The 15626-nt window shown below is 71.2% G+C and carries 17 protein-coding genes; 4 read left to right on the top strand and 13 right to left on the bottom strand.

Annotated elements, in window-relative coordinates; translation table 11 throughout:
• Window positions 1-36: 36 nt before the first annotated feature.
• A complete protein-coding gene (locus tag JYJ93_RS07675; protein WP_206787607.1) occupies window positions 37-624 on the top strand; it encodes a Uma2 family endonuclease in 588 nt (195 codons plus the stop codon).
• On the opposite strand, the gene JYJ93_RS07670 is transcribed toward JYJ93_RS07675, so the two are convergent.
• The 4 genes from JYJ93_RS07670 to JYJ93_RS07655 form a co-directional block, all read right to left on the bottom strand.
• Window positions 621-1538 (bottom strand): hypothetical protein, encoded by a 918-nt coding sequence (locus JYJ93_RS07670; protein WP_206787606.1) that lies wholly within the window; start codon window positions 1536-1538, stop codon window positions 621-623. The genes JYJ93_RS07675 and JYJ93_RS07670 overlap by 4 nt on opposite strands.
• The gene (locus JYJ93_RS07665; protein ID WP_206787605.1) at window positions 1510-2595 is read right to left on the bottom strand and encodes an MBL fold metallo-hydrolase; all 1086 of its coding nucleotides are present in this window, start codon (window positions 2593-2595) and stop codon (window positions 1510-1512) included. The genes JYJ93_RS07670 and JYJ93_RS07665 overlap by 29 nt, the downstream gene beginning before the upstream one ends.
• Entirely contained in the window at window positions 2568-3143 is a 576-nt protein-coding gene (locus JYJ93_RS07660) for a hypothetical protein (protein WP_206787604.1), read from the bottom strand. The genes JYJ93_RS07665 and JYJ93_RS07660 overlap by 28 nt, the downstream gene beginning before the upstream one ends.
• Before the next feature lie 120 nt (window positions 3144-3263).
• Complete coding sequence (locus JYJ93_RS07655; RefSeq protein ID WP_206787603.1) at window positions 3264-4871, bottom strand: PLP-dependent aminotransferase family protein; 1608 nt, start codon at window positions 4869-4871, stop codon at window positions 3264-3266.
• A gap of 67 nt (window positions 4872-4938) precedes the next feature.
• Here JYJ93_RS07655 and JYJ93_RS07650 point away from each other — a divergent pair, with 67 nt between their 5' ends.
• From JYJ93_RS07650 to JYJ93_RS07640, 3 genes are all read left to right on the top strand, one after another.
• Window positions 4939-5655, top strand: a complete 717-nt coding sequence (locus JYJ93_RS07650) for an NIPSNAP family protein (protein ID WP_206787602.1) — start codon at window positions 4939-4941, stop codon at window positions 5653-5655.
• 13 nt (window positions 5656-5668) lie between these two features.
• On the top strand, window positions 5669-6157 hold the full coding sequence (locus JYJ93_RS07645) for a hypothetical protein (RefSeq protein ID WP_206787601.1): 489 nt from the start codon (window positions 5669-5671) through the stop codon (window positions 6155-6157).
• Between the two features lie 240 nt (window positions 6158-6397).
• Entirely contained in the window at window positions 6398-7081 is a 684-nt protein-coding gene (locus JYJ93_RS07640; protein WP_206787600.1) for a RibD family protein, read from the top strand.
• Between the two features lie 27 nt (window positions 7082-7108).
• On the opposite strand, the gene JYJ93_RS07635 is transcribed toward JYJ93_RS07640, so the two are convergent.
• From JYJ93_RS07635 to JYJ93_RS07595, 9 genes are all read right to left on the bottom strand, one after another.
• The gene (locus tag JYJ93_RS07635) at window positions 7109-8560 is read right to left on the bottom strand and encodes a DNA/RNA non-specific endonuclease (protein WP_242543718.1); all 1452 of its coding nucleotides are present in this window, start codon (window positions 8558-8560) and stop codon (window positions 7109-7111) included.
• Between the two features lie 145 nt (window positions 8561-8705).
• Entirely contained in the window at window positions 8706-9266 is a 561-nt protein-coding gene (locus tag JYJ93_RS07630) for a gamma-glutamylcyclotransferase (protein ID WP_206787599.1), read from the bottom strand.
• A gap of 91 nt (window positions 9267-9357) precedes the next feature.
• Window positions 9358-10455, bottom strand: coding sequence for an NAD(P)/FAD-dependent oxidoreductase (locus JYJ93_RS07625; RefSeq protein WP_206787598.1), 1098 nt, complete (start codon window positions 10453-10455; stop codon window positions 9358-9360).
• Window positions 10456-10468: 13 nt separating this feature from the next.
• A complete protein-coding gene (locus JYJ93_RS07620; protein WP_206787597.1) occupies window positions 10469-12226 on the bottom strand; it encodes a fatty acyl-AMP ligase in 1758 nt (585 codons plus the stop codon).
• A complete protein-coding gene (locus tag JYJ93_RS07615) occupies window positions 12223-12498 on the bottom strand; it encodes an acyl carrier protein (RefSeq protein ID WP_206787596.1) in 276 nt (91 codons plus the stop codon). The genes JYJ93_RS07620 and JYJ93_RS07615 overlap by 4 nt, the downstream gene beginning before the upstream one ends.
• Window positions 12491-13066, bottom strand: coding sequence for an isoprenylcysteine carboxylmethyltransferase family protein (locus tag JYJ93_RS07610; RefSeq protein WP_206787595.1), 576 nt, complete (start codon window positions 13064-13066; stop codon window positions 12491-12493). Before JYJ93_RS07610 ends, JYJ93_RS07615 begins: the two co-directional genes overlap by 8 nt.
• Complete coding sequence (locus tag JYJ93_RS07605; protein ID WP_206787594.1) at window positions 13060-14145, bottom strand: 3-oxoacyl-[acyl-carrier-protein] synthase III C-terminal domain-containing protein; 1086 nt, start codon at window positions 14143-14145, stop codon at window positions 13060-13062. Before JYJ93_RS07605 ends, JYJ93_RS07610 begins: the two co-directional genes overlap by 7 nt.
• A 160-nt stretch (window positions 14146-14305) precedes the next feature.
• Window positions 14306-14506, bottom strand: coding sequence for a hypothetical protein (locus JYJ93_RS07600; RefSeq protein WP_206787593.1), 201 nt, complete (start codon window positions 14504-14506; stop codon window positions 14306-14308).
• On the bottom strand, window positions 14503-15612 hold the full coding sequence (locus tag JYJ93_RS07595) for a pilus assembly protein (RefSeq protein WP_206787592.1): 1110 nt from the start codon (window positions 15610-15612) through the stop codon (window positions 14503-14505). Before JYJ93_RS07595 ends, JYJ93_RS07600 begins: the two co-directional genes overlap by 4 nt.
• Window positions 15613-15626 lie beyond the last annotated feature (14 nt).

Raw genomic sequence — 15626 nt, 5'->3', positions numbered from 1 at the left:
CTTGTCAGACCGTGCTGCTAACCCCACACTTCGGGCATGGCCTATGGCGCGAAACCACTCGAAGGTCCGGCGACCTTCGCTGACATCGAGGCCCTGCCCGAGGGCGTGGTGGGCGAGATCATCGATGGGACGCTTTATACGCATGCACGGCCGCGCGCCGCGCATGGCCACTTCGAGTACAGGCTTCACCGTGAGCTGGATGATGCACTCCAGTTGAGCGGTGAGCAGCCAGGTGGCTGGTGGATCATGACCGAGCCCGGCATCCGGGTGGGCGGCTCTCCGGAGTTCATCCCGGACCTGGCGGGCTGGCGGTGTGACCGGGTGCCCGCCATTCCCAAGGGGCAGTGGACGGACGTTCCCGACTGGGCGTGCGAAATCCTTTCGCCGTCCACGCGCGCCTACGACACGCGCATCAAGCGGCCGTTCTACGCACGCATCGGCATCAAGCACCTGTGGTTCGTGGACCTGGACGCGCGCACGCTCACCGTGAGCGAGTTGCGGGATGGTCTCTGGGTGGAGGTCGGCGTCTACAGCGAGGACGATGACCTCATCCGCGCCCCACCCTTCGAGGAGCGGGACCTGCGGCTGGGCTGGCTCTGGAAGTCGCTGCCGTCTCCGGGCTAACGCGGCTTCCGCCTGCGCGCGGCCCGCTCGCGCTCGACTTGCAGCTCGCGCTCGACGACCTCGCGGTGGAACTTCGCGAAGTTCACGGGCTCCAGCAGACGCCGTCCCGGGTTGGGGCCCGCGTGTTCGAGGATGGCGTCGAGCGCGCCCAGCGCCTCAGGGAGGAACTCCTCCTGGAGCAACACGAGGGCCCGTCCCATGAGCGCGGTGGAGACCAGGGCGCGCATCCTCGGGTCCGTGTCCTCGCAGTAGCGCACGTCCACCTCGTCGAACGCCTCCAGCGCCTCGTCCGTGTGCCCCAACCCCTGGAGCGCGAGCGCCCGCTGCACCAGGGCCACCGCCGTCTGCTCCACCAGGAACGGCTCGGTGTTTCCGTCGTACTCCTTCAGGAGCGCCTCGGACTGGCTCAGCGCCTCCTCGAAACGCTGCCCCTGGTTATGGGCGGCGAGCAACACCGTCCGCGCCATCTCCACCGGGACGCGCAGGTCGGGCCGCTGCGCGAACGCCTTGAAGCGGCTCAGCAGCCGCTCCAGCCAGTTGCGGCCCATCTCCTCCCGGTCCATCTCCAGGAGCACGCGGGCCCGATACAGCATCCCCCACGCGACGCCCTCCCAGAGCTCCGGCCGGCGCGGACTCCAGAAGCGGCGCTCCACCTCGTCGAAGTGGACCAGCGCCTCGTGGAACATCCCCTGCTCCGAAATGGCCGCGCCCCGGTGCCCCAGCGCCCGCGCCACCTGGAGCTGGAGCGCCGGCACCTTCGACAGCGTGAAGCGCCGGTACACCTCGTCACAGAGCGGAATCGCCTCTTCCCACGCGCCCGCGCGGATGCACGCGCGCGCCCGGTCCATCTTCTCCTTCGCCTCCACCTCCGGCGGCACCGCCCCTTCAGCGTCCGGCATCGGCACGCCCGTCATTGTCCGGCGCCAGCGGCGCCACGTCCCGGCCCTCGCCGAAGCCGAGCGCCCAGAAGCGCGGCCGCACCTCCTCCTTCAAGAGGAGCCGCAGGAGCAGGTACTTCGCTTCGTCCTGCCCGTCCCACGCCATGGGGAAGGTGCCGTAGTGCATCGCCACGGACGTGCCCGAGCGCAGCACCTGGTGCGCCTTCAGCGCGTCCTCCGGCCCCATGTGCACCGGGTGCAGGACGCGCGGGCGGAACGCGCCGATGGGCAGCACCGACAGGCGCATGGGCCCGAAGCGCTCCGCGATGCGGTCGAAGTGCGGCCCCAGCCCCGTGTCACCCGCGAAGAGCACCGGGCCACCGGACGTCTCCAGCACGTAGCCCGCCCACAGCGTCTCCTCCTGGTCCGTCAGCCCCCGGTTCGAGCGGTGCTGCGCGGGCACCGCCCAGACCTTCAACCCCGGGGGACCACTCTTCGCGGACTGCCACCAGTCCAGCTCCTCCACGCGCTGGAAGCCCTCGTCCAGGAGCAGCTCGCGGTTGCCCAGGCCCACGAGGAAGAGCGGGTGGTGCGCGGCCTCCAGCCGCCGCAGCGTGGGCAGGTCCATGTGGTCGTAGTGGTTGTGGCTCACCACCACGATGTCGATGGGCGGCAGGTCCTCGAAGCGGATGCCCGGGGGCCGCACGCGCTTGGGGCCCACGAAGGACAGGGGGCTCGCCCGCTCCGAATAGATGGGGTCCGTTAGCACGTTCACCCCGTCCGCCTGGAGCAACACCGTGGCGTGGCCGATGAACGTCACGCGCAGCTCGCCCGGGCCTACGCGCTCCGGAGGCTTCGGACCGGCGGGCTCGTCCGCGTAGTCGCGCCAGGGGCCGCGCTGCTCCTCCATCACGGCCGCGATCAACGTGAGCGGGGACAGCTTCGGCGCGTCGCCGATGTTCTGGAACGACTCCCCGTCGAAATGGTCCGTCACCGGGCCCCGGTGCACGGTGCCGGCGAAGCAGCCGGTGAACAGCGACAGGGCCAGCACGGGCCACAGCCGCGTCACTTGATGACGATGGTCCAGTCGCATTCGAAGGGCTCTCCGTCGAGGGTGGGCAGCACGTAGCGCGAAGCCTGGATGCTGGCGAGCGCCTGCGCCAGCAGGTCCGGGGGCAGCGTCGCTTCCCGCACCTCGCACTGCTGGGGCACGCCGCCCTGCACCAGCCGGCACGTCACGCGCACGTGGTGCTTGCGGCCCTCGCGCCAGTGCTCGAAGGCCTCCTGGAACACCGGGTCCTCCGGCGGGCCGCCGCGCACGCGCCGGGGCTCCTTCACGTGCTGGGACAGCCAGGAGCAGGCGTCCTTCACCTGCCCGTCACAGGCCTTGCCCATCAGTGACAACGCGCGCAGCCGCTCGGGGCCTTTCGCGTTCGTGGCCAGCAGCGTGAGCGCCTGGTCGAAGCACTGCTTCGCCGTGCGCACCGTGCAGTCCTCCGTGGTGGCCGGAGGCGTGCCCGCGGCGAAGGCCCCCACGGGCGCGGGGCGCATCAGGTCCTCCGCCACGCGCGCGGGGTCACTGCGCCGCTGCCCGCATGCGGACAGCAGCACCAGCGGGAGGAGGAGGAAACGCCAGGTCATGGCGCCATCGTAGACGGCTCGCGCTCGGGAAGGGATGTCAGGGCGACTGAACGGTGGCCGGGGCCTCGTACAGCCCGGTGGCCAACGCACCCAGCATCCTGTTCATGGGCGGATCGTCCCTCACCGGGGAGATCCTTTCGGGTGGGGTGGAGAGGGGCGGAGGTCGTTGCGGCGCGCGGCTTCGATGGCCCGGGCCAGGGCGCGTGTCCCGGCGCGCATGTCGTCCGGGCGCACGCCGCCGAAGCCGAAGACGAGGCCGGACTCGCGGCGGCGGCCGAGGAAGTAGCCGGACAGCGCGGCGACCTCCACGCCCTTCCGGGCGGCCTCATCGCGGACACGCAGGTCGGACAGGGAGGCGGCCAGCGACGCGCAGACCTGCATCCCGGTGTCGCAGGGCCGGGGCGTCAGCACGCCCGGGCAGTCGGCGCGCAGGGCTTCGAGCAGGGCTTCACCGCGCTCGCGATAGGCCGCGCGCATCCGGCGCAGGTGACGGGCGAAGTGTCCCTCCGCGAGGAACGCGGCGAGCGCGGCCTGCTCCAGCGAGGAGGCGGGCGCGGACGCGGCGGCGCGCGCGGCGGAGAACACCTCCACGAGCGAGGGCGGCACCACGAGGAAGCCCAGGCGCAGGCCGGGGAACATCGACTTGCTGAACGTGCCCACGTAGACCACGCAGCCAGAGTCATCGAGTCCCTGGAGCGCGGTGAGGGGGCGGCCTCGGTGACGGAACTCGCTGTCGTAATCGTCCTCGATGATCAGCGAGCGGGTGCGTTCGGCCCACTGGAGCAGTGCCATCCGCCGCGCCAGGCTCAGCGTGACGCCCAGCGGGTATTGGTGCGAAGGCGCCACCAGCGCGACCCGTGCCCGAGGCGCACGAGCCAGCCCCGCGCTCACGTCGAGCCCGTCCCCATCCACGGGGATGGGCACCGGACGTCCCCCCGCGGAGAGCACGGCGCGACGCACACCGGGATAGCCAGGGTCCTCCACCCAGACGGAGTCCCCCGGGTCCAGCGCGAGCCGGAGCACTTCATCGAAGGCCTGCTGGGTGCCCGCCGTGATGAAGACCTGCGCCGGGGAGCAGCGCACGCCCCGCGACACGGACACATGGGTGGCGATGGCATCACGCAGCGGCGCATGGCCCGAAGGGTCCCCTCCGTCGAGCAGCCCCGTGCTCGCGCGAGCATGAACGCGAGACACCGTGCGGGCCCAGAGCGCGGTGGGGAACAGGTCCAGCGCGGGCACACCGGGCCGGAACGCGCGAGGCGCGGCCCCGAGGCGCGGAGCACCAACCGGTGAAGCCTTCAACGCCCGTGCGGACGCAGCAAGCCGAGGCCCCCGCGCCCCGGAGCCAGACGCGCGTGTGGCGGCGAGCCGGGAACGCGGGTCTCGCGCATCGGAGCTCGGCGCGCGTGTGGCGACAGGGAGCCCGGGTTCACGGATCCGGTCTCCAGCGAGGATGGGCAATGCGGGCGCGACTCGCGTGCAGGAGCCCGCCCGGGCCACGAGGTAGCCCTCCGCCGTGAGCGCGTCCAGCGCCTGGAGGACGGTGCTGCGGGCCACGTCCAGCTCGGTCGCGAGCTGACGGGAGGAGGGAAGCCGCAGGCCGGGTGCCAGCGCCCCCGCGAGGATGCGCGCGCGGATACCCTCGAAGAGCTGCTCATGGAGCGGCGTGGGGCTGCGCGAGTCGAGCCGCAAGAGGAGCGATGACGCGACGCCGGTGGAGGTCTTCAACTGGTATGGCCTGTTGTTACGGAAGTGGTCTTCATGACCCTACCAGTTCTCTGGCAAGGATGGCCGCATGCCGTCCCATCTCTCCTGCTGTTCGGTCCTCGAACTGCGCCAGTACACGCTCCATCCCGGTCAGCGGGAGGTCCTCATCTCGCTCTTCGAGCGGGCCTTCATCGAGTCGCAGGAAGCCACCGGCATGCACCTCATCGGTCAGTTCCGCGACGAGGACCGTCCGGACCGGTTCGTCTGGCTGCGAGGCTTCCGCGACATGGCCTCACGGCGCGAAGCGCTGAGCGCGTTCTACGGCGGCCCGGTGTGGAAGGAGCACCGGAGCGCGGCGAACGCGACGATGCAGGACTCCGACAACGTCCTGCTCCTGCGACCAGTGCGGCCGGACACGGGCCTCGAGCATCCGGGCACGCCCCGCCCCCCGCCAAACGCGGACGCGCGTCCGGACTCCCGGGTGGAGGTGACGCTCTGCTACCTGAAAGCCCCCGCCGATGAAGCCCTCACGGCCTGCTTCGAACAGCACGTGCGCCCGGTGCTCACGGAGCTGGGCGCCACGCCGAAAGCCTTGTTCCAGACCGAGTCCGCGGAGAACACGTTCCCTGCCCTGCCCGTGCGCACGGGCGAGCACGTCCTCGCCTGGCTCACCGTGTTTCCGGATGCCGAGCACCTTCGACGCCGAGCCGCCGCGAAGGGCTGGGCGGAGCCGCTGCAACCGTGGCTGAGCGCACCCATCGAACACCTGACGCTGTCTCCCACCGCGCGCTCCGAGCTGCGCTGAAAGGATCCGAACCATGAAGCCCCTCCCTCCCTTGCCCACGGGCGACGTGCACGACTTCGACTTCCTCATGGGCGAATGGACGTGCGTGAACCGGAAGCTCAAGCAGCGGCTGACGGGCAGCAACGACTGGGACGTCTTCACGTCCAGGATGCGCTGCCAGCCCCACCTGGGCGGCCTCTCCAACGTCGAGGAGACCGTCTTCGAGCGGGGCTTCTCCGGCATGGCCCTGCGCCTGTTCGACGAGCGGGAGCGCCGTTGGTCCATCCACTGGATCGACAGTCGCCACGCGGTGCTCCAGCCCCCCGTGCACGGAGGCTTCACGGGCGACCACGGCCGCTTCTACGGAGAGGACACCGAAGGAGGCTGCCCGGTCCAGGTCGTGTTCCACTGGACCCGCCTGGGCAACGACCGGGCGCGTTGGGAACAGGCCTTCTCCCTCGACGGAGAGACCTGGGAGACCAACTGGGTGATGGAGTTCACCCGGGCGACAGCCAACGGCTGAACGGCTCCGTGGCTGGACCCCCCATCGGCGCATCCGTTTGAATGCGCTCATGACGCGACTGCTCGCCGCCGTCTCGCTGTTCGCCCTGGCTGGCTGCTCCTACGTGGGAATTGGCGCGACGCAGTAGCGGCTCGCGCGATTGTGAACGGACCGGCGCGGAATCGGTTCGACAGGCCGGGGCGCCTCGGGAACCATCCGCGCTCCGCCGCCTGAAGATGGGCCGTGCTCCGGAGCCACCCGATGAAGCCCCGTGTCATCTGCCACATGATCTCGTCCATCGACGGGCGCATCGTCGTCAAGCACTGGCCCGACCCGGCGTCGATGCGCGGCGAGTACGAGCGCACCGCCGACACCTTCGACGCGGACGCCTGGATGTGCGGCCGCATCACCATGGAGGACTTCGCCGCCGAAGGCTCGGTGTCCAAGCCCGCTCCCGCGTCGCCCCTGCCCCGCACGGACTTCGTCGCTCGCAAGGACGCGGAGTCCTACGCCATCGCCCTGGATGCCCACGGCAAGCTGAACTGGGAATCCGGCGCCATCGATGACGACCACCTCGTCGTCGTGCTCACCGAGTCCGTCCCCGACGCGCACCTCGCCCACCTGCGCGAGCGCGGCGTCTCCTATGTCTTCGGCGGCAAGCAGGACATCGACTTCGCCCGCGTACTGGAGAAGCTCGGAGACACCTTCGGCATCAAGACCGTGCTGCTGGAGGGCGGAGGCGGCATCAATGGCTCCTTCCTCGCCACGGGCCTCATCGACGAGGTGAGCCTCCTCGTGCACCCCACCGCCGACGGCCTGACCGGCACCCCGACCCTGTTCGACCGGCCCCAGGGCTCCACTGGCGCGGGCGCCGCGCTGGAGCTCACCCACGTGGAGCGCCGCGACTCCGGCATCGTATGGCTCCGCTACCGCGTGCGGCGCTGACCGCGTGTGCGGCCCCCGACAGCTGCTTCAGGGGGCGCGCAGCAGCGTGGCGGACTCGTAGAGGCTCTGCTGCTGGAAGACGCCCGCGGCGGAGGTGTCCTTCTCCAGCTTGTCCTGCACGCTCTTGGGCAGCTGCGCGTAGAGGTCCTGACCCAGCAGCCCTTCAATCTGGTCCACCGGCACGCGCGACTGCTGGAGCAGCGGGAGGATGTCCTCCTTCTTGGACGGGCCCTCCTTCGCGTTCGGCACCATGTACGCGAACATCGACAGGTTGCCGTTGGGCAGCTCCACCAGGACCGTCTTGAAGTTGTGCGTGGGGACCGCGATCTGCCGGTCGGCCTTCGAGCCCGTCGTCTGGAGGGACTCGGGCGGCAGCGGCTTGCCCTTGTCGTCCAGGTACAGGTTGCCCGTGACGATGTAGGCCTTGCCGCCGGTCTCCTTGATCATCTCGGAGACGCCGCGCTCCAGCGTGCGCCACACCTGCTGGTTGTGGTTGCCGTGCTGGGGCGCGATGTTGCTCATGTAGTGGCTTTCGTTCATCGCCGCCTGCGTGGGCGAGTCCTCGGCCGGCTTCATGTGCCCCCGGTCGAAACCGGTGTTGTTGTAGTCGGAGTCCACCACGCCGCCCTGCTTCAGCTCCGGGTCGCGCACGAAGGTGCTGTCCAGCCGGCTGACGTCCGCGGGCGTCTCCTTCACGTCCGCCGCGGACAGCATGTAGCTCACGAACGTGGGCACGTTCTTGTCCGTGTCCATGAGCGTGCGCGAGTACTCCTTCACCATGTTCAGGCCGGGCGTCGCGCCGCTTTGGCCCACGCCCTGGAGCGGATCCACCTCGCCGGCGACCTCCGCCACGCGGCTCTGGAAGGCGGCCATCTGCTGGTCCGGCACCCACTGCGTGTTCGCGGCCGTGCCCGTGCCCTTGGCCTGGTTCGCCTTGGACGCGTTGATGTAGGCCGTCAGCTCATCGGCGGAGAGCTCCCCGTCGCCGTTGCCGCCCAGGAGGTCCGCGCGCTTCGCCACGGACTGCTGCCAGGGGCTGTCGAAGCTGTCCACCTTCGCGGACTGCGCGCCGCCCTGAAGCTTCGCGTCGAGCGCCGCGCGCTGCTGCTGGAGCGCCGTGGACGTGAGGAACTGCGCGTCCGTGGGCGCGGAGAGGTACGACTCCAGCTCCGCCGCGGACACCTGGCCGTTCGAGGCGCGGCTGCCGTCAGCGCCCTCGTCCGCCGCGTGCAGCAGGCGCCCCTGCCAGCTTTCGTCCGTCCAGCCGAACTTCTGCTGGAGGTCGGAGATGGCCACCTCCTTGGTGGCGGAGCGCTTCCAGCTGCCCCCCGTGGGCGCCACGACATTGGATGCGGGCGCATTGGCGGGGAGGTCCGCCCCGGCGGGCACCGCGGTGTTCGCGGGCGCGGCGGTGGGAGCGGCGGCATTCGCGGGCGTGGGACGCGGGGTGGAGACTCCCGTCGGGATTCGCAGCGACATGCGGTGAAAGTCCTCGGGGCCGGCGGGGGAGACGATCGGGGAGGGCCCCTCCCTTCCATCGTCGGTGTGACGCGGCGCCCGGTTGCGTCACCCCGCCTTTTTTCTCAGGGGGCAGGGCGTTTTTCGGTCCGGCTGGACCCGGCTGTCACTTAATGCCGGACTTGGAGGGGGGCGGAGGGCGGTGTCCGTCGGGCCGGGCGTGCTGGACGGCGTGGACGATGCGGGCTTCGGCCTGGAGTTTTTCGACGACGGCGGCAGGCAGGCGGGCGCGCTCGGCGGCGACGGCGAGGGTGATCAGGAAGGCCTCGCTGACGGGCCCCTGCGTGGAGGTGTTGCGCTCGGCGGGGGTGAAGGCGTGGGCGTCCACCACGGTGCCGGAGGCGGTGCGCACCTTCACCAGGCGCTCCTCGGAGGCGAAGGCGAGCGCGGTCTCCAGGCGGGCGAGGACGGGCCAGGCTTCGGTGGCCACGGGGCGCAGGCGCCCGGACAGCCGGTGTCCGGGGGCATCCACCAGGCGTGCGACCCGGCCGCCCCAGTTGGGCACGTGCACGTCGTAGACGACGTCCACGTCCAGGGCCTCGGCGAGCTCGCCCTCGGGGAAGTCGGGCACGGGGGGCAGGCCGTGCAGGTGCCGGCTCGCCGCGGCCGGAGCCAGGTCGAGGGAGAACGCGAACCAGGGACGCGAAGGCGCGGGGCCAGATGCCATGGGGACGAGTGTCCCCGGCGCGCGGCGGTGGAACAAGGGCCGTGCCGTGCGGATCCGCGTCCGGGTTCCAGGTGGCTCCGGGCTTTCCGGGTCAGCTCACCACGGCGGCGAGGATGCGCTCGAAGAGCCAGGGCGCGCGGCCCAGGAGGCGCACCACGGGCCTGCGAAGGCGCGGGCGGCGCGCGAGCATCAGCAGGCCGTGCGTGGTCCAGGCGTACTTGCGGAACACCTGCTGGAAGGTGCGCTCGTAGGGCAGCAGCGTGTCGCGGCCCGCGCCCTTCGCCAGTGCGTCCGGGAGCAGCGCGCCCAGAGACTCCGCGCAGGCGAAGGCGAGCGTGAGTCCTTCACCGGTCACCGCGTCCACGTAGCCGGCGGCATCACCGACGAGGGCGAAGCGATCCGCGATGCGCGTGCGGGCCACTCGAGCCAGGGGGCCGGCACCGCGAGGCTGGGAGTCCGGCTCCGCGCCGGAGAGCTGTTCCGCCAGTCGGGGGAAGCGCTCCAGCATCGCGTCGAAGCCCACGCGGCCCGGCACCGTACCGTCCTCCCAGAGGAACGCGATGCCCACGCGCTCCGCTCCGGCGGGCGTCACGTAGGCCTCGACGCCGGAGGCGAAGTGCACCTCCACGTAGGGGGTCCAGGGGACGCGCCGGAAGTGGCGACGCAGTCCGTAGCGCCGGGGCATGTCCTGCTCGACGTCCAGGCCCTCGGCCTTGCGCAGCGGTGAGTTCAAGCCGTCCGCCGCGACGAGGAAGCGCGCGGACACGCGGCCCACGGGTGTCTCCAGCGTCACGCCGTCCGGCGTGCGCAGGTGCGACACGACGTGCGTGTGCTCGCGCAGGTCCACGCCGACTTCGCGCGCGCGGGTCGCCAGTGCATTCGACAAGGCCAGCCTGCGGACTCCCAGCCCACCGGGCGCGGGCAGCAATCCCTCCGCCGTGCTCCCGTCCTCCTGCACATAGCGGATGCCCACGAAGGGCGAGCTGTCACTTCGGTCCAGGTGCGCGAGCGCACCCAGCCGCTCCAGCGCCGCGAGGCCAGAGGGCATCAGGCCTTCACCACACGCCTTGTCCACGGGCGTGGATGCACGCTCCACCACCACCGTGTCCAGCCCACGCCGGGCCGCCGTGATGGCCACCGCGAGCCCGGCAGGGCCTCCGCCCACCACGACCACGTCATGCTGTTTCACGAGTCCTGCCACATCACGAGTCGTGCTCCGCGCGCACCATCGCCAGTGCGCTCTTCGCCATCTCCACCGCGAGCCCCACCGCGCCCACCTTCTTCGGCGCCGTCAGCTCTCCGGCCAGGTAGCGCCGCAGCGCTTCGCTTCTTCGCAGCTTGCCGCTGGACGTGCGCGGCAGCGTCCCCGGCTCCAGCAGCCTCACCGTGTGCGGCTGCACGCCCGTCGCCTCCACCACCGCGGCGCGGATGTCCGCCTCCACCGACGCCACGTCCGCGCCCCGCTCCGCGCGCTCGGCCAGGATGAGCAACGCTTCGTCCTGGCCACCCTCGGGCGTGAAGCCCAGCGCCACCGCGCAGCCCGTGCGCACTCCGTCCACCTTGAGCAGCGGATCCTCGAAGGCCTGCGGCGCGTGGTTCGCGCCTCGAATGATGACCAGGTCCTTCGCGCGGCCCGTCAGGTACAGCTCCCCGTCCGCGCTGAAGCCCAGGTCTCCCGTGTCCAGCCAGCCCTCGCCCACCAGCGCCCGCGACGTCGCCTCCGCGTCCTCGAAGTAACCGCGCATCACCGACGGCCCCTTCGCGAACACGCGCCCCACCCGGCGCTCCGGCAACACCGCGCCGTCCTCGCCTCGCACCTGCACCTCGAAGCCCGCCACCGGCGCGCCCACGCTCACCAGCGTGCGTGCCCCGTCACGCGCCTGCCCCTCGCGCGCCAGCACGTCCGCATCCACGCCCAGCTCGCGCGGCCCCCGGCCCGCCGGCGGGAACGTCACCGCCAGCGACGCCTCCGACAAGCCATACACCGGCCGCAGCGCCCGCGCGGAGAAGCCCCACTTCTCGAACCGCTCCGCGAAGCGGCGCAGCGTGTCCGCGGACACCGGCTCCGCGCCATTGAGCGCGTGCAGCCACCCGGACAGGTCCACGCCCTGCAGGTCCGCGTCCTTCACCCGCTTCAAACACAACCCATAGGCGAAGTTCGGCGCGGGCGACACGAAGCCCCGGTGCCGTGACAGCGCGCGCAGCCACAGCGCCGGCTTCACCAGGAACGTCTCCGGCGGGATCAGCACCAGGCTGCCCGGGTAGTACAGCGCCGCGAGCACACAGCCGATGAGCCCCATGTCGTGGTACAGCGGCAGCCAGCTCACGCCCACCGGCGTCACGCCCGGCGCCACCGGCATCGCCGCCTCCAGCGCCGCCACCTGCGCCACCAGCGCCCCGTGCGTCAGCGCCACCGGCTTCGGCTCCACCGTGGAACCGGAGGAGAACTGGATGAGCCCCAGCGCATCGGGGGACACCTCCACCTCCAGGTCCTCGTCGCCGTGCAGCACCGCGTCCACCGTGTGACAGCCCAGCCTCGGCCGGGCCAGCGCCATGCTCGGGCCCAGCAGCAGCCGCACGCGCGTGTCCGTCAGCACCACCACCGCGCCCGTCAACTGGAGCATGCGCGCCGTCGAGCGGTGGTACTCGTCCAACCGCCCCAGCCGCACCGGCGGATACAGCGGCACCGGCACCGCGCCCGCCAGCAGCGCGCCGAAGTACGCATCCATGAACGCGGGGGACGTGGGCAACAGCAGCGCCACCCGGTCCCCCGGACGCACGCCCAGCCGTGCCAGCCCCGCCGCCGCGCGCTTCGCCCGCCGGTAGACCTGCGCCCACGGCAGGGATGTCTCGTGCTCGGAGGCGTCCACGAACACCAGCCCCAGCGACGTGTGCGACGTCGCCTTCAGCATCGCGTTCACCGTGGCGTGCTTCAGCGCCGGCAGGGGCGGCCCCTTCACGGGTGCGCTCCCACGTCCGGCTTCGAGGCCTCGACCCGCGCCGCCACCAGCCGCGCCAGGTCCTCCACCGTCCGCACGCCCTGCGCGTCCTCCTCCGACAGCATCACCCGGAAGCGGTTCTCCAACCCCACCGCCAGCACCGTCAGCCCCAGGCTGTCCAGTTGCAGGTCGCGGAGCAGGTCGTGCGTGGGCTCCACCGCGCCCTCGAACTCCAGCTCCTCCCGGGCGATGCGGCGGATCTCCGCCATCGCCTCCATCACGATGTCAGCCACGGCGAACCTCCGGAATGAAGCGGGGGCGGTGGGCGAAGGCCTCGGAGTACATCGCCCCGAGCGCCGCCTCCTCCGCGCGGATGCGCACATAGAGCAGCGCCGCGTTGCCCACCGTGAACACGACCGCCGTCACCCACGCTCCGTGGATGAGCGGCACGCAGAACAGCTCCAACACCACCGCCACGTAGTTCGGATGCCGCAGGAACCGGTACGGCCCGCCCGTCACCGGCGCCAGCCCCGGCACCACGATGATGCGCGAGTTCCACCGATCGCCCAGCGTCCCGATGGCCCAGTACCTCAAGCCCTGCGCCACCGCCGCGCCCGCCAGCGCCGCCCAGCTCCACGCGCCCCAGAAGGGCCGCTGGAGGCCGAACACCTCCGCGACGCACGCGACGAGGAACAGCGTGTGGAACACGACCATGAACCGGTAGTGCCCCTGCCCCGTCTCCACCCCGCCCCGCTCGAAGGCCCTCGCCGCGTTGCGCTTGGAGAGCACCAGCTCCAACAGCCGCTCCGCGACGAGCAGCCCCATGAAGCCCGCGAACAACGCCTGGGTGCCGGTCACCATCGCACCAGCACCATCTCCGCGCAGAAGCCCGGGCCCATGGCCATCACCACGCCCCAGTCGCCCGGCTTCGCGTCCACCTCCTCCAACGTCTCCCCCAGCACGAAGAGCACCGACGCGCTGGACAGGTTGCCCACCTGCTTGAGCGACTTCCACGAGCGCTCCAGCGCGCCGGGCGCCAGCTCCAGCGCGGACTCGAAGCCCTCCAGCACCTTGGGGCCACCGGTGTGCGCCACCCAGTGCTTCACGTCCTGGCGGTTCAGCCCATGCTCCGCGAGGAAGCCATCCACGTTGCCCCGGATGTGCTCCTTCACCAGCTGCGGCACCTTGGCGGACAGCACCACCTTGAAGCCCGTGTCCACCACGTCCCAGCCCATCACCCGCTCGGTGTCCGGATAGAACACCGACCGCGAGCCCACCACTTGAGGCCCCGCTGCGGAAGCCTCCGCGCCGCGCAGCACCACGCACGCCGCGCCGTCACCGAAGAGGCCGGAGGCGATGATGTTGGGGATGGACAGGTCCTCGCGCTGGAGCGTGAGCGAGCACAGCTCCGTGGCGATGAGCAGCGCCGTCTGCTTCGGGAACGCGCGCAGGTAGTCCGCCGCGCGCGCCAGGCCCGCCGCGCCCGCCACGCAGCCCAGGCCGAAGATGGGCGTGCGCTTCACGTCCTCGCGCAGGCCCATCCGGTTGACCAGCCGCGCGTCCACGCTGGGCGTGGCGATGCCCGTCACCGTGACGAAGAAGACGTGGTCCACGTCCTTCGGCGTGAGCTCCGCGCGCGACAGCGCCTCGCGCGCCACCTGCTCCGACAGCTCCGTGGCCACGCGGATCCACGCGTCGTTGCGCTGCTGGAACGTCGCGAGCGCCGGATACTCCTCCAGGGGCAGCGCCAGGTGCCGCCCGCCCACCTGCACGTTGCGGTGCAGGTCCTCCAGCCGCTCCAGGTTGTAGTGCTTCGTCGCCCACAGGTCGCGCAGCGCCGCGATGAGCTGCTCCTGGCTGGCGTAGTGCGGGGGAAGCGCGCGTCCCACCGCGCTCAACGAAGGGGATGGCGCGGGGTCGTGACGGGTCGTGCTGGGCATGAAGTCCTGGAGGGTCCCACCCGGGGAGCCGAGTCCCCAGGCTTAATCCCCCGCAGGCCCGGATGCGATGGTGTATCGCCGGACCTGCACGCCCTTGAACCTCACTGACAGCCCACACTGTTGCACACGCGACGCCCCGCGCGGCCCCCGGAGCCCTGCCTCAGCCGAAAGGGTAGCCCAGCACGCAGTAGTAGCCGCGGACGTAGATGGTCAGCGCGGCGAACATGTCCGGTGCGAACGTGGTGATGGCCAGGGTGCCGAACATCAGGGCCATCAACAGCAAGGTGAACTCCGCCGCGGCCTGCCCGCGCGAGCGGGGCCTGCGCAACCAGCGGTAGCCTCTCCACATCCAGCCGTTCATTCGTCTTCTTCCTTGCTCTGGAAGCCGGTGCAGGCGTCGTTGGCTTCGTGGAAGTAGCCGCGCTCTCCCCACTTCACGTACTCGGCCTCGGGGATGCCGGTTTCGGTCGCGCCCTGGAAGTACGGCCCGCGGCAGCGGTAGGCCCGCATGGGCCAGTTGGCGCCGTAGCCGCTGGACGGGATGATGCCGCGCTTCATCTGGATCTCCCGGGGCTCGCAGGAGCCGAGGCACCAGTTCGTGTCATCCAGCCAGTACGCCGCCTCCAGCTTGTCACCGGGAGTCATCCGGGTGGCGGTGACGGTGGGAACGCCGGGCTCCTCCACGTGGCGCAGCCGGATGGAGTCGCGGATGTAGCTCGCGTCGAACGGTGAATCGAGCTGGAGCACCTGCAAGGCATTGCTGATGGCGTTGACGACGCCCGAATCGGCGGCGCCCGCGTAGAGGATGGGACGCACACGGTCGCGCGTCAGCTGCTCCACCCGGTCGTAGCTCTGGGACGGCCTGTCCCCGGAGCGCCAGGCCCTCCAGGTGTCGTGGTAGACGTAGAAGTTCTCCCGGAAGACCAGGTCCAGCCGCGAATCGTTGAAGCCCGTGGTGTAGAGGCCGATGGCCTGGGGGATGATGTGGTTCACGATCCGGACCTCCACGTCGACCTGGACCGCGCCGTTGCGGGTGTCCAGCCCCATCTTCCGCGCCATCTGCTCCGGCGAGCTGCCCAGGGCCGCGAGCGTCCCGCCCACCGAGCCGGAGGCACCCGCCGCCGCCGCGATGTCCGCCAGCCCCAGGCGCTTCAAGGGTGCGTCCGCGTCCTGCATCCTGGCGGAGAGGGTCACCTCGTTGTTGCGGGAGGTTCTCGCCAGCTCGCCATCCTCCGTGGCGCTGTCCAGGTCCTGGAAGCGCCGCAGGGCATCGCTCGTGATGCCCGTCAGGTCCGAGCGCGCGACGCGCTCGAAGGCGATGAAGCGCGCCAGCTGCGCGGCCTTGAGGCGCGCGCGCTGGACCTCCCAGAAGTAGTTCACCCACAGGAGCAGCGCCACGAAGAGGGGGGCCAGCAGCGCCAGCTCCACCGTGGCGGAGCCGCGCCGGCTCCGGGACATGGAACGCATCACCCGCCCCTTCC

This window comes from Corallococcus sp. NCSPR001 (genome assembly GCF_017309135.1).
GTDB lineage: Bacteria > Myxococcota > Myxococcia > Myxococcales > Myxococcaceae > Corallococcus.
The sequence above is the reverse complement of the archived record's forward strand: the minus strand, read 5'-3'. Positions and strand labels throughout refer to the sequence as shown.